The following is a 14,989-nucleotide window of genomic DNA, read 5'->3' on the forward strand; positions in this document are numbered from 1 at the left end:
GTATTGCTCGTGAAACGAACGAATGGTTTTTCCAGAGTCATCTTTATCGGGCAGTTTCCTCCGCCGGTAAACGGCCTGACATTCATTACCCAGCGCCTTGGGTCGGCGCTTTCGCGCGCGGGCTATGATGTGGCGACCATTAACACCACCGGTCCAGCCGGCAATCGATCGATATTCTTTCATGCGGCGAGGATCGCAAAGATATCTCGAGCCCTGGTTTCAATCGCCTGGAACGCACTTTCGGGCAGATCGCGCGTCTGCTATTTCACGGCTGAGGGCGGACATGGGCTGATCTACTCGGTCATGATAGCGAGTTGGGCTCGCCTGTTCCGTGTCCGCATCTACATTCATCACCATAGTTTCAGTTATATCGTTCGGTGGCAGCCGCTGATGAAGCTGCTGCTCGCTCGCTCGGGTGCAAAGGCGGTTCATATATTCCTTTCCTCCGGAATGGCGCAGGATCTGGCAAATCGGTACGGGCAGGCGATCAATTCGCTGGTTGTGTCCAACGCTGCGTTCGTAGACGCCGCGGCGTTGCAAGCCCCGTCCCTGAAAACCAGGGAAATCACGATTGGCTTGCTGAGCAACCTCACGGCGGACAAGGGTCTCTATGAATTCCTGCAGATTGTCCGTGTTGCAAAGCAGCGCTCGCTGCCAATCCACGGGGTGCTCGCCGGACCAGTTGCCCGAAACACAGACAAGATCGCGCTCGAAGCGGCGAAACTGGAGTTGGGGGAGTATCTGGACTATCGTGGCCCCGTCTATGACGGAGAGAAAGCGCGCTTTTTCAAAGATGTTGATGTTTTCGTTTTTCTGACGAGCTATCTGAACGAGGCGCAACCAACCGTACTGTTCGAGGCTATGGCGCAGGGCATCCCTGTCATTTCCTATGACAGGGGATGTATTCGTGCCCAGGTGGCCGGAGGCGGACACGTGTTTCCCGAGGGTGGGGATATTGTTTCAGAAGTGTTGAAGATCCTCGAGGGTTACTGCCAGGACCCAGACTGTCTCGCGACCGAAAAGAACGCAGCGTTGAGTCAGTTCGAAGACGAGCGGCGTACCAGCCAGGAGCGGGTTGCCAGCCTCTTCGAAGCAACGCCAGAGCAAGTTGTGGCCCTCAATCATGAATCGCAATGATAATTAATCGTCAGAGTTTCCCGCGTTCGCCGATGCAAGAAATGCTGGCGGCCTTGGCTCGCTCGGTCTGCGGGCCGCCCCGTTTTCGTACGGCGGCGCAGGAATTCGTCCGATACCGCATCGAAGGAGCTCGGCGCATCGTCATTTTTCCGGCGGTTGCGAAAGATTTGCTGGCGTTAACAGGATGTCAGGGCCTGGCCGTCGCCATTTGTCTCACATTTGCTGCAGCGGACGCGCGAGCGGCCGATGCCGCTCTCACACCCTCTGCGCCTTCCGCCGACGCCTGCCTGCCCATTGACATGCCAGACAGGGATTCTCTTTTCTCCGCGCCCAAAAAGGTTTTTGCCCATTATTTCAACCGCTTTCCATTGTCCTTGGATAATAAGGAAGCGAGTGTTGATTACTATGCGACCGAATATCTGAACCCTGAAGGCGAGCGCGGCAAATGGCGTGCTGAAGGTGGCTTTTTGCGCAGCCGTCCCTTTCCGGTGCCGGTGGGGCCGAACTCGGAGTACGTCATCGAAAACCTCAAGAGGGAAATCAGGCTCGCGCTTTCGCGCGGCATTACGGGCTTCACGTTTGATATTTTGGCTCTCGGTGACATCCAGCCGGGATCATATCTACCCAATATGCTGAAGGCTGCATCCGAGGTCGATCCTCGTTTTCAAATCGTTTTAATGCCTGACATGGCATCGTTGGGGCCCAACACGGATAATCTGATAACGATTATCAAGACCTTGTATGACCAGCCGGGACTTTTGCATTTCTCGGACGGACGTTTGGTGATCGCGCCGTTCCTGTCAGAATCCGTTTCGCCTGAAGCGTGGGGCGCCCTGAAATCGCAATTGGCGCAGGATGAGCTCAAGATCGCATTCGTGCCAACGTTTCTGAACCAGAAGTATATTGCGAAGTATAAGGCCGTAAGTGATGGCTTTGGTACCTTCGGTACGCCTCTTCCGCGAGAGGGAGCCACAATCAAGACTGGCGCCTTGGCCGCTCATGCGGAAGGAAAATTATTCATGGCCGGTATCAGTGGCCAGGGTTATCGCCCGAAGGAATATCGCTACTGGGAAGCTCAGGGTAGCCTAGCCTATCGTAATTCGTGGCTTGGCGCCATTGGAGGCGGTGCGGACTGGATACAGCTCACGACGTGGAATGATTTCAGTGAGTCGACGCAAGTCTTGCCCTATACGGACCGATCGGGCTCATCAGGTACCGGCTATTTCAACTTGACCGGCTTTTATGCGAGCTGGTTCCTGACCGGAAAAGCGCCGTCGATTACCCACGATGTTCTCTATTATTTCTATCGCAGGCAATCGCTCGGCGCCACGGCTCCAAAGGCCGGGCAGCAAGTGAAGAACGCGGTTTTCTGGCCGTTCGGACGGGACATCATTGAAGTGCTGGGATTCCTGAAAACGCCAGGCACGCTCGAGATATCAATCGGCGACAAAAATTATACAAAGGAAGTCGATGCCGGCATACAGTCGTTTTCCGTGCCGCTGGGCGCCGGAACGCCGCACTTTTCACTCTTGCGCGACAACCATACCGTGATTTCCTTTGAAGGGACGACGCCGATCGTTGGAGAATCTGACCTGCCGGGTGGGTATGCTGACCTTACCTACTGGAGCGGCAGCGCCTCGTCGGGTGGGACGTGTTTTACCGACGCGATTCGGTGGTGACCAGTGCTTCTTAAAAGATCGAGATCAAATATTCCGATGCAAGGCCGGCCTGGAAAACGACTTGACTGGATCACCCTGGTCTATGGACTCGGGCTTACGGCCTTTCTGCTCGTCGTATTTGGTCAAGCGACGAATGCAATCTATGACTATCCGGTGGAATTTCTACTGTGCTTTATCAATGGCGGCCTTTCAATTTGGGGGCAATTGCTGTCGGTGCGACGAGAGGCCTCTATTCACTTTATCTCCTTCTTCTTTTGTTTTCTGTTTATGTCCGCCGCTCCGATTGTTCAGTTCGGGGCTTACAATGCCACAATTTTCGGAGTTGGCCATTTAGCTTTGTGGGCTGCTGCGAACGCGCTGGTGTTTACGTCTATCGGGATTTTCTACACGTATCGGCTTAAGACGCCTGAGAATGAAGCCAAAACACCGGCCAGAAGATCAGTCCCCCCCTCGGGCATAAATTACTTCCTGGTATTTGCGACAACGATCTTCGCCTCGGCTACTGCGATCGTGCTGTTCAGAAACGTTCTTTTCACAAGTCGTACTGATTTTTATGACGAAACGCTGAGCATTTTTGGCGACGCACCAACGGCGATGTTGGCAACGACTTTTCTGCTGTCGACCCCACTATTCGCGGCGATCATCGGACTGCGGGCTTCGATCGCTAGTCGCAATGCGATATGGACCATATTATTTTCCGGCGCCTGCGTGATGGCTGCGGTCCCGAACAACCCTGTAATCCAGCCGCGATATCAACTGGCAGGCCTGGCGTTCTTTTTGATCGACTACATGTTTTATGGAAAAAAGACCAAGGCATTGGTAGTTCTGTTGATTGCGGGTGTCTTGCTTGGTCCGGCTTTTCAGTCGTTTCGGCACAGTGATCCGACCGACCAGAGTTCATTTTCTTCGGATGAAAATAAGCTGGTTGGTGAAACGCTTCTTGCAATGGACTACGACGCATTTTCGATGTCCTGCTATACGGTACTGACCGTGGAGAATGACGGGATTTCGTGGGGGTCAAATATTGTCGGTGCGGTGCTGTTCTTTGTGCCACGAGCCTTGTGGCCGGGAAAGCCGCCACCAACGTCCTGGGTAATTTACGATATGATGTCGCACTTTTCTGACGTGCGGACAGACAATCTTTCAACGCCGCTAATGGCCGAGGGGTACTATGCATTCGGATGGTTGGGCGCCTTGGGCATAGGTGTCCTTTATTGGTGGCTTGTTTCCGGAGTTATCGAATTCTCTCGGGAAAAATTTGATTCGTGGTTGTTCTTGTTCCGTTGCGTATTCGCCGGCCTCGTATTGATAATTCTGCGTGGAACGCTAACCGTCGGTGTCAGCGCTCTCGCGAGTTACTGTGTAGCTGCGGCGATTCCATTGTTTTTAATTAGGAGCCGCTTTGGGATACCGCGCTCTCTCGCTTCAACCCCTGAGCGTCACGCCTCGACGTTGCGAACACGAACTAAGTATTCCCATTCACCAGTTAAATCAGCGCGTCTCGGGGGTGACTGATTAAATGGCGACGAAAATCGCGTTCTTGGTCTTGGCTCATGGCGATCCGCATCATCTTGTGCGGTTATGCGCTTCAATAGGCCCGTATGACGACATCTTCCTTCACGTTGATCGTAAGACTCCAGATGACTTCTTTGCAGTTTCGCTCCCTTCAAATGTGCGGCTTGTTCAGCCCCGTACCGCCGTGCAATGGGCAGACGTTTCAATCGTGCACGCAACGCTGTCGCTCATCGAGAGCGCACTTGCCTTCTCGGATGGCTATCTGCGCTTGGTTTTGCTTTCCGGCGCCTGCTATCCGATAAGGCCGGTAGAGCGATTGCGCGAGCACTTTCTCGCGCGGCCAAATCAAAACGAAATAAGATACGTGAATCTTTTGGAAGGCCCAGAAAGTGCATTGCGTCGAATATCGCGCTGGCACTTTCGTCGGCCGCTGGATAGCAAGATCCGCAACGAAACGCTAGTTGGCGCCGCCAGCAGAGCTGTCCGTAAGATTGCATATTTGGCAGGTCGGTCTGTGGATGACGGATTTAAACAGTATTTTCCTGATCTCGTTCCATACTTTGGAAGCCAATGGTGGGCGCTGACGCCGGCTGCAGCGAATTATGCACTCGAGCGTTCGAAAGCTGCCCCCGAACTCCTTGCTTACATGCGCCACTGCTGGGCGCCTGACGAGGTGTATTTTCATACCGTGCTTGGTAACTCGGAATATGCCACTTCGCCGGAGCCGTATACGCAAGACCTTTCGCGCCTCGGAAATCTGCACATCGTTCAACGGGCTGCGTCCAAGATATTTCAATATTCCGACCTGCCTGAAGTGATGGCGAGCGACGCATTCTTCGTTCGCAAGTTGGCGACCGGAGTATCCGATCAACTTGCTGACGCGATCGATCAGAAGCTTCTCAATTCTCGAGAGAGTTCGACAGTAACATTTTAGTCGACGGTTGATGTAAATCGAACTCGGAGTGAATTGCTTTCGGGGTGTTGGGTTTATTTCGAATCAGGATGGCCGGGATCGGTCGCAAATTCGCCTCCCGAAATTAGGAATCCGTGCCAGGTGAAAAAAGGAAAGGCAATGAATTGTGTCTAACGAGCTTGATGCCGTTATCACCACCTGGTTCGTCTCGGATGATCCAGAGCATGCGTCCTTTTTTCCCCAGATCGGGGGGTCATCGGAAACAACAGAAGCCAAGGCAATTTACTGGCGCTGCATACTCTGCTTTTTCGCAAGCAGCATAGCCGTGAACCCACGCAATACCCATGTCTTGTTTACAAATTCAAAATTACCGATTGTGGACGGCGTCGACGTGGCTCAGGCGTTTGATCAATGGCAGGTGAGGGTTGTCTATCTTCCGATCAGCTATCGTTTGCCGCGCGGAAGAGTGGAAGCGTGGGGCAATCAATTCTACATCTTTGATATAATCAAATATCTGGCGGAATTTTGTGAAAACGAATGTTATCTGGTCCTCGATAGTGACTGCGTTTGGGTGCGACCTGTGACTGAGCTTGCAAAGGCGATCGGTCAACATGGCGTGTTGACTTATCTTATTGACGACCGGGAACATCCAGAGGCCGAACCAATCAACGGATTATCGCGGCAAGGCATGGCTCGTTTTCTTGGCAGCGTGGGAGGTAAGCCCCGAGATTCGATTCCCTATTGTGGTGGCGAAATCTTTGCAGCAACTCGTGACGAAACAAAGCGGCTGGCGGGACAAATCGATCGCGTCTGGGCGCATGTTCTCGCCGATGAAAAAGACACGCCAAAAGAGGAAGCGCATTTGTTGAGTATTCTGTATGCGATGAATGAATACGAAGTTGGAACCGCCAACTCCTTTATTAAACGCATTTGGACGACCTTTAAGCGCAACAACGTTGAGGCTTCGGATGTCGACCTCACCATTTGGCATCTTCCATCTGAGAAAATGTTTGGCTTCCGACGTCTGTTTCGCAAGCTCGTGACTGGCCGGCATAATTATCGCGACCCCGCCGCCCTGGGTTTTCGTCCGGACGTTTACGGGTTGACGATGGGTCTTCCTCGCCGGAGTGCAAGTAAACTGGTACGCGATATTTCGGCAAAGCTCTTACAGAGGTTATATTCGCTCGACACGACGAAGCGGTTGCGGGCGGGTGTATCCATTTGGAACAAAAGTGGAACTTCGCGGTAGTATTCCGGTGGCGATTGGCTAGGACCTTTCGGTCTCGTGTCTTTTGACAGCGACATATCGCCCAAACCAGAGGATCGATTGAGGGTTTTTATTATCGCTCCGTCCCTGCATAATTCTGGTGTTTGCCGAATCTGGCGCGGGGTCTTGAGTTTCTGGTTCCATTAGCCAAGGCGGTTAAGCTGTGCGTTGTAACGGCCTGAATGTGCGCTACTTTAAGTGGAGGCGATAGTTTCGCTGCGCAAAGCCGCCTCGTAATCAGCAGCCGCGCCAATGCTCGAAGCGACGGTTGAGTGCCATCAGGGTTGCTTCAGCCGCGGGAATTTTTCAGTAGGTAGTTTCGGGGTGAGAACCTACAATTGAGCCGTATTTACAACTTATCGGCCCCAAGATTTCATGGAATGGCCGCAAGATATCTGATGTGTGAAGTGATCATGCCAAGAAAAGCGATACCGTATTCAAGCCCTGTCGTTAGCAAGGTACGGCGTCTATGCATGAGCTCCCGAAGAGGGAGCGCGGCAGCTTTGGGCAAGGTCATTTCGCTGTGAATCTGAACAGCGAGAGCGTGTCCGGGCACGAAAAGGACGTGTCCCCAATCGCGCGGGCAGGGCATCCGGCGCGCGGACTTCGAAGCGGCACAGATAAGCAGGCCGTCGCTTTTTTTACTCATGTGTTTAATCCTGCAATTGAGCTTCGTTATCGAAAGCTGAAGGAAGAGTTGGGCAGTCGGGCGCAGATCTTTATCTTCGCGCCGTTGGGCACTTCAGTTCCTCATCAATATCTGGATGAAACCTATTTTTTCGACTATGACAGCCTCCGCTCTGGAGCGGTCCGCGTTAACGGCGACAAGATCATTCCCGGGAATGTACACCTGGCCCAGCTTGATTTTTATCGGCATCATCCTGGGTTCGACTACTACTGGTTTATTGAATATGACGTCGTCTTTACGGGAGATTGGGCCACGCTGCTGGCTGCGGTAGAGAATGATCCCGCTGATCTTTTAGCCGCGCATGTTCGCAGCCTGGAAGAGGAGCCCGCATGGCCGTGGTGGGAGACACTCGAGCTTCCAGGCTGTTCTCTGTCTCAGGCAGAATGGTTAAGGGCGTTTTTCCCGGTCTATCGGATTTCGAACGACGGCCTTCGCAGTGTGGATGAGCATGTAAAGTTGGGATGGTCAGGTCATTTTGAAGGGCTCATTCCCTGCATCATCCGGGCCGCTTCCCTTTCAATTTCTGATCTCGGCGGATCCGGCAGGTGGACACCGCAGGACAGACGTCACCGTTTCTACAGCAGCTTCTCGTCTGATGCCGGCGTATCGCTGAACGCCGGAACACACCGTCACAGGCCGCCGCTTCAATTACCTCTCGTGCGAAGAAATACCATTTTTCATCCAGTAAAAGCTGGCTCTGCTGAGCAAAAAAAAGGGGTGGTCGAATTCGTGAAGCATCAATACCTCCGCGAGCTTCCGGTTCGTTGTGCGATTTCTCTTTACTATAATTTACTCTCGCTTTGGCCGCTTCCACATAAGACGGAAAAATCGATCAAGGAATCGACTGATGTCGGTTAATCCCATCTTTGCAACGCGCGTTGCCAGCCTGTTTATGGCCTAGAATAAGGGCGGCTAGTGCATCCAGCACCGGATGGCGTCGCCGCGGTAACGTAAATCAGGTATATGATCAGCACTGAAATTAACGCGGTTCGTGTTCGTTACATTGCGCAATTTGCCGGGCATCAGTCCTGGATCAAAGTCGGATAGAAGGGGCTTATGACCACCGAACTAGCGAGCAGCGACCGCCCATCCGAGATAACGGTCGCCCATATGCGCGAAGATTGGCTTCCTCTCAGTGAGAATTGGCTCCATAGCCTGCTGACGCACTTGCCTGATGGGGTGAAGAATCGCGTCGTGTGCGAGAGAGCCTTGAACCTGGACAAGTTTCCAGTCGATTCCATCCATGTAACGATGACCAGCCGATGGCTTCGTTCCCTTGCATTCAGGCGGGGGCTCGGCAAGTTCGTGCGTCGCTATGCGCGCGCCGATGTACTGCGCAGCATCTCGCCTCATATTATGCACAGCCATTTCGGTCAAAGTGGCTGGGAGAGTGTCGCGATAGCACGGCGATTGCGCGTTCCCCACATCGTTAGCTTCTACGGTTACGATGTGAATTTGCCGGATCGAGAAGACAGGTGGCGTCGCCGTTATCGCGAAATGTTCGATCAGGCGTCTGCGGTGCTTTGTGAAGGCCCGCACATGATGGAGCAGATCATCGCCCATGGCGCGCGCCGAGAGCAGATGCGGCTGTTTCGGCTCGGTATTGCGCTCGATCGCTTTCCGTATCGGCCGCGCACATGGGCAAGGCAGGAGCCGTTAAGGGTGCTCATCGCCGGTCGGTTTGTCGAGAAGAAGGGAATGCCGTATGCCATCGACGCGCTTGCGCGCATTGCATCCCGCATACCGCTCGAGATTCATCTGGTTGGAGATGCCTACGAGAACGCTGCGAGCCAGGCTGAGAAATTACGCATCACGGAAGCGATCGAACGCGGTGGCCTCGCCGACCGTGTCGTCAGCCATGGCATGATTCCGTACGGATCCCTCATCGAACTGGCCTACCGTTGTCACGTTTTTGTTTCGCCCAGCGTCCGGGCCGCAGATGGCGATACCGAAGGTGGTGCTCCCGTTGCTATTGCCGAGATGGCCGCAAGCGGCATGCCGATTGTATCAACAACGCACTGCGACATTCCCTACGCGGTGGGAGGTAGCGATAACGCGATGTTGGCGCCCGAGCGGGATGCGGACGCCTTGGCCGATCTACTGCTCAAGCTCGTCGAGAATCCAGGCAGCTGGCGGCCAATGCTCGATCGGGCCCGTGCCCATGTCGAGAATAACTATGAAATCATTAAACAGGGCGGGCACCTTGCCCAGATCTATCGCGAGGTGATTAGCTCGCAACCGAAAACGGATAATGGTTAATATGTTGAATGTATTAATTCTCAACGGCGCCTGTCTTGATGGCGGACGACTTTGGATTGTGAACGGCTTGGGATCATGAAATGACGACGAAAGGCATCATTCTTGCCGGAGGCAGCGGGACGCGCCTTTATCCCGCGACCAGCAGCATCAGCAAGCAGCTCCTGCCGATATATGACAAGCCAATGATCTATTACCCGCTCAGCACGCTCATGCTGGCTGGCATCACGAAGATTCTGGTGATCACGCGGCCGGACGAACAGGCGCTGTTCGCGAATCTGCTGGGTGACGGAACGCAATGGGGATTGAACATAAGTTATGCGGTTCAGGCGGAGCCAAAGGGCATCGCCGAGGCCTTTATCATTGGTGAATCCTTCATCGGCCAAAGTCCCGTCGTTCTCGTGCTCGGTGACAACATCTTTTATGGCGAGGGACTTGGACGGATACTGCAGGGCGCGATTGATATTGAGCACAGCGCACTGATTTTTGCCTACTATGTCACCGATCCGGAACGATATGGTGTCGTGGAATTCGATGCCAAAGGAACGGTTGTCAGCCTGGAGGAAAAGCCCGCGATCCCCAGATCGTCATACGCGATAACCGGGCTGTATTCCTACGACTCGCGCGTTTGCGATGTCGCGCGGAACACCAGGCCCTCCGCCCGAGGCGAGCTGGAGATCACCGCGATAAATCAATGGTACCTGTCGGAAGGCAATTTGCGCGTCGTGACATTGGGGCGGGGCATCGCCTGGCTGGACACAGGAACGCACGACGCGCTGCTGGAAGCGTCCAATTTCGTCGCGAGCATCGAACGGCGCCAGGGGCTGAAGATTGCTTCACCTGAGGAAATCGCCTACCGACGCGGTCTTATCGACGAGGAACAGCTGCTGCGTCTTGCCAAGCCGATGCTTTCCACGGACTACGGACGCTACCTGACAAAGCTGGTTCTCGCGGAAAAAAGGTACTTCAGCGAATGAGGGACAAACTTCTTATATTCGGTTCGCCGAAAATCGAGCAGGACGAGATCGACGGGGTTCGGTCGGTCATGGAATCGGGGTGGCTGGGGACCGGCCCAAAGGTAGCGCAGTTCGAGAAAGACTTTGCGGCGTACAAGGGAGTCCAGCAGGCTGCTGCCGTGAATTCGTGTACCGCGGCGATGCATCTCAGCATACTTGCCGCGGGCATAGGGCCGGGTGATGAGGTCATCACCACGCCGATGACGTTCTGCGCCACAGTAAACGTGATCATTCATGCTGGCGCAACGCCGGTCCTGGCGGACGTTGATCCCAGGACATTCAATATCGATCCGGCGCGTGTGCAGGAAAAAATCACGTCCCGAACCAAGGCAATTGTCCCCGTGCATTTCGCCGGCCGTCCCGCCAACATGGATGCGCTCTGTTCGATTGCCAGCCGGCACGGACTCAAAATCATTGAAGACTGTGCCCATGCGATCGAGACCGAGTACCACGGCCAGAAGGTAGGCACGTTCGGTGACTTTGGCTGTTTCAGTTTTTATATAACCAAGAACGTCGCGACGGGTGAGGGGGGGATGGTGCTGGCGCGCAAGGAGGATGACCATGCGCGCGTAAAAACATTGAGCCTGCACGGAATGAGCCGTGATGCCTGGAAGCGTTTTGGCAACGAGGGATATCGGCACTATCAGGTGACCGAGGCGGGTTACAAGTATAACATGATGGATATGCAGGCTGTGATCGGCGTCGAGCAGCTCCGAAAGGTCGAACCATTTTGGCGACGACGCGAAGAGATCTGGCATCGCTATCAAAATGCCTTCGCGAATTTGCCATTGGGTCTGCCCGCGAACGCAGAGCCCGACACCCGTCACGCATATCATCTCTACACGGTGCTGGTGGATGAGGCCCGCGCCGGGATTTCACGCGACGGCTTCTTGAATGCGATGACCGCCAACAACATCGGCGTCGGAGTTCATTATCTGAGCATCCCGGAACATCCCTATTACCAGGAAAATTACGGATGGAAACCAGATGATTATCCGAATGCCACCCGCATTGGCCGTCAGACCGTGAGCTTGCCTCTGTCGCCCAAGCTGACGGACGCTGACGTGGAAGATGTGATCGAAGCGGTCAAAACCGTTCTCGGAAAATGAGCGCATATAAGAGCTAGCCGTCGACCTGCAGACCTGAACTTCGATTGCTCCAAGCAGGAGCGATTATTGTCCGAGGGGTGGAGGAGCCATTCATATCTAACAGGTACAATTCGTGTCTCTCAGACGAGCAGCGACAAAAGGAGTAAAATGGACAGGCGCCTCAGGGGTCGCGGTGTCTGCCTTGCAGTCTTTGCGTCTTGTCATAGTTGCACGCCTGCTGTCGCCCGAGGATTTCGGCCTGATGGCCATGATAATGGTCCCGATGGGGTTCGCCGGAACATTTGCGGACACGGGGTTCAGCGATGCCATCATATACCGTCAGGAAACCACGAAAGAGCAGGTCTCGTCCTTATACTGGACGACCTGGCTTACCGGCCTGATCATTTTCGGTGTGCTGATCGCCGCGACCCCGCTCGCGGCTCAATTCTACCGCGAGCCGCGTATTAATTCCCTGCTGCCCTGGACGGCCGTTTACTTTTTGATAGGGCCTGTAGGCCAGCAATTTAAGAGTCTCCTGCAGCGAGACCTTCGGTTTCGCGAGATCGCAGCGATAGAAATCGCCGCGGCGGTGGCCGGTACAATCGCTACCATTGGGCTGGCGCTGCTTGGCTATGGCATCTACGCGTTGATTTTCGGCCAGTTGCTGAGCGGCGCGGTGGACTCTGTGCTTCTCGCTGTTGTGGGATGGAAGAAATGGGCCCCAAGCCTGCATTACCGGCTGAGGGATCTCAAGGAGTATGCGAGCTTCGGCGCTTATCAAATAGGTGAACGCTGCGCAAATATGTTCTCCTCCAATGTCGATTATCTTTTGATAGGCCGTGTACTCGGGCCCGTGGTGTTGGGCCCTTACACACTAGCCTATCAATTGATCGTTGCGCCGGTGCTGCGGATAAATCCAATTCTCACCCGGGTCGCGTTTCCGATTTTTGCAAAGAGGCAAAACGATCCCGCCGTCCTGAGAACCGGCTATCTCGAGATTTCAAAGTTCCTTGCCCTTGTCTCGTGCCCGATACTTGTTGGCGTGGCCGCGGGCGCGCCTGTTTTTGTGCCGGTATTGCTTGGAGATCGCTGGAGCGCCGCCATTCAATTGGTCGAGATCCTGGCTCCTGTGGGCATCTTGAAGACGTTTGCAAACCCAAGCGGCTCGATTTTGCTCGCGAAGGGCCGAGCGAATCTCAGTTTCTGGCTAAATGTTTATGTGGCCGTTGAGTACCTGATCGTTTTCTCGATTTTTGTTAAGTCTGGTACCACGGCTATTGCTGTGGCTTACTTGATCATGGGGTTTATAAACTTCATCTTGGGTCAGGTTCTGATTAACTATCTGCTTGGTTTGACCTGGAGAACTTATTTGGGCGCGATTGCCAGCTGTACGGTTTCGGCGCTGGTGATGGGCATTATCGTTCGGTTTAGCTGGTATGTGATTGAACCAAAGATCGGTGTCAGCCTGCTCTCCGCGGCATTGCTCGTGTTTATCGGGGCGGTTGTTTACTCTCTTTGCATTCTGGTTTCGGAACAATCTTACGTCCGGAATATGATCAACTTAGTCAGATTTGAGCAGCAAAGTAGATGACGGGTGTTGTCGGGTTTACAGTCGCTAATGGCGGCAGCGAGGAAGATGTCCGCAAGCTCAACGCCATGTGGAATCTTATCGCGGGCGAATCGAAAAGCGACGTGGTCGATCTGCATCGGGACGAGCACATTGTCTGCGCTTTTGATCGTCCGAATGTGTCGACTGAATGCGCGGCGTATATTGGCGAGGATGTTGCGGTCTGGCTTGATGGCGACATATTCGATTTCGGAACTTCTCTAAAAGGATTGGATCCGGAGGCAAACGCAGCGTCAGTTATCGCCGGCCTTTACCGGAGAGATGGCCTCGAAGTTTTCAAAGCGATCGATGGGGTCTTCGCCGTTGTCATTTATGATCGCGCCCGCAAAGAACTGCATCTCGTTAATGACCGGTACGGGCTTCGCCAATTGTACATTTGGCGCTCGACAAACGGGGGCGTGGTATGGGCCTCGAAGTTGCGCGCGTTTTTGGAGGCGCCAGGCTTTACGCCTCGAATAGATCATTCCGCGCTCCACGATTTCATCGAAATCGGTTACATGACGGAAGACCGAAGCTGGTTCGAGGGTGTCACGCTTCTTCCGTCGGCTTCGCTGCTGACCTGGGATATTCGCGGCCAGGGCATCACACTGCAGCGATATTGGTGGTGGGATAGGATCAAGCCCTTCAGTGACCGCATCAACGAGAGCGAGATTGCGGAAGAGTTGGGAAATCGCTTTGCCGAGGCCGTCGAACGGCGCGTTCGGCCGAATGAGAACGCTGGATTATTCCTGAGCGGGGGACTCGATTCGCGGGCAATCCTCGCCGCTATGCCGAACGATAGCGACCCCGTTCACGTGATGACCTTTGGGGTTGATGGTTGCCTGGACCGAATACTTGCGGCACGGGCGGCAAGCGTGCGGGGCGCGGTGAGCCACCAATTTGCGCTGGATGACAGGAATTGGCTGTCGCCACGGGTCGAAGCTGTCTGGCTAAGCGATGGTCAACACGACCTCATGCACATGCATGGTATCGAGGCCGTGCCGCTCATCCACGGTCATTTTGATGTTAATATGACCGGATTTGGCGGAGACAGTACTATTGGAGGGAGCTATCTCCGCGGGGACGCGCTCGACTGTCAGATCACCGCAGAGCGTGCTGCGAAATTTATGGGATGTAACCCCAGTCGACTTGAGATCGGCAACCAATATTCGTCACTAAATAAATTGGACTATTATTTTCTCCAGAACAGAGTTCGAAGATTTTTGTACGGCGCCGTGGCACTTTCGACGCCATTAGGATTGCCTAGCCGAATGCCTTTTTACGACAACAGACTCATCGAGTTTGTTTATTCGTTACCAGATACTCTTCGCTATGGTAGTCGCATCTATCGCAGGATGCTGCTCAGCAGATTTCCCGAATACTTTGGATCGATCCCCTGGCAGAAAACGGGAGTTCCGATCGGTTATCCGGACAAGCTCACAAAACTGATCCATTATGGAAAACGGGTTCGGCGCAAGCTCTCTGTTTTGACAGGGGGGCTGGTGGCGAATCCATATCATTTGCACGGTTTTTCAGATTATGACGAGTGGATCAGGAATGAGCCGGCTCGCTCGTTTTTTGATAAATTGTTCAGCAATCCTGAAGCGCTCTATCCAGCATATTTGCCCCGAGAGACGGTTAAATCATGCTGGGATAATCATTTGGCGGGAAAGAATAATTCTCAGAAGCTTTGCAGATACGCGACGTTTGAGATCTGGCTTCAACAAGCGTTTGAAAAGAAAATGCGGCCAGTTTAGGCGTTTGGTGAAAAAGCTGCGAGCGGTGGCCCGCATGTATGGGCAGCGAGAGATTGGTCGGCCTAAT

Annotated in this window: 11 protein-coding genes; all 11 read left to right on the forward strand. The window is 53.9% G+C overall.

The window, feature by feature from the left end; translation table 11 throughout:
* The first annotated feature begins 9 nt into the window (after positions 1-9).
* Entirely contained in the window at positions 10-1,137 is a 1,128-nt protein-coding gene (locus tag BLV09_RS35925; protein ID WP_146690786.1) for a glycosyltransferase family 4 protein, read from the forward strand.
* 32 nt (positions 1,138-1,169) lie between these two features.
* The gene (locus BLV09_RS35930) at positions 1,170-2,816 is read left to right on the forward strand and encodes a glycoside hydrolase family 71 protein (RefSeq protein ID WP_167559011.1); all 1,647 of its coding nucleotides are present in this window, start codon (positions 1,170-1,172) and stop codon (positions 2,814-2,816) included.
* 36 nt (positions 2,817-2,852) lie between these two features.
* A complete protein-coding gene (locus BLV09_RS35935) occupies positions 2,853-4,331 on the forward strand; it encodes a hypothetical protein (RefSeq protein WP_146690788.1) in 1,479 nt (492 codons plus the stop codon).
* Positions 4,332-4,335: 4 nt separating this feature from the next.
* A complete protein-coding gene (locus BLV09_RS35940; RefSeq protein ID WP_146690789.1) occupies positions 4,336-5,265 on the forward strand; it encodes a beta-1,6-N-acetylglucosaminyltransferase in 930 nt (309 codons plus the stop codon).
* 145 nt (positions 5,266-5,410) lie between these two features.
* Positions 5,411-6,493 carry a hypothetical protein gene (locus BLV09_RS35945; RefSeq protein WP_146690790.1) on the forward strand — a complete coding sequence of 361 codons (1,083 nt, stop codon included), beginning with the start codon at positions 5,411-5,413 and terminating at the stop codon, positions 6,491-6,493.
* Positions 6,494-7,034: 541 nt separating this feature from the next.
* Positions 7,035-8,057, forward strand: coding sequence for a DUF3405 domain-containing protein (locus BLV09_RS35950; RefSeq protein ID WP_167559013.1), 1,023 nt, complete (start codon positions 7,035-7,037; stop codon positions 8,055-8,057).
* A gap of 198 nt (positions 8,058-8,255) precedes the next feature.
* Complete coding sequence (locus tag BLV09_RS35955) at positions 8,256-9,458, forward strand: glycosyltransferase (protein ID WP_146690792.1); 1,203 nt, start codon at positions 8,256-8,258, stop codon at positions 9,456-9,458.
* A gap of 80 nt (positions 9,459-9,538) precedes the next feature.
* On the forward strand, positions 9,539-10,432 hold the full coding sequence (gene rfbA / locus BLV09_RS35960; protein ID WP_146690793.1) for a glucose-1-phosphate thymidylyltransferase RfbA: 894 nt from the start codon (positions 9,539-9,541) through the stop codon (positions 10,430-10,432).
* Positions 10,429-11,580, forward strand: coding sequence for a DegT/DnrJ/EryC1/StrS family aminotransferase (locus tag BLV09_RS35965; RefSeq protein WP_146690794.1), 1,152 nt, complete (start codon positions 10,429-10,431; stop codon positions 11,578-11,580). The genes rfbA and BLV09_RS35965 overlap by 4 nt, the downstream gene beginning before the upstream one ends.
* Positions 11,581-11,692: 112 nt before the next feature.
* The gene (locus tag BLV09_RS35970; protein WP_146690795.1) at positions 11,693-13,150 is read left to right on the forward strand and encodes an MOP flippase family protein; all 1,458 of its coding nucleotides are present in this window, start codon (positions 11,693-11,695) and stop codon (positions 13,148-13,150) included.
* A complete protein-coding gene (locus BLV09_RS35975) occupies positions 13,147-14,922 on the forward strand; it encodes an asparagine synthase-related protein (RefSeq protein ID WP_146690796.1) in 1,776 nt (591 codons plus the stop codon). The genes BLV09_RS35970 and BLV09_RS35975 overlap by 4 nt, the downstream gene beginning before the upstream one ends.
* Positions 14,923-14,989: the final 67 nt, after the last annotated feature.

Source organism: Bradyrhizobium canariense, assembly GCF_900105125.1.
Taxonomy (GTDB): Bacteria; Pseudomonadota; Alphaproteobacteria; order Rhizobiales; family Xanthobacteraceae; genus Bradyrhizobium; species Bradyrhizobium canariense_A.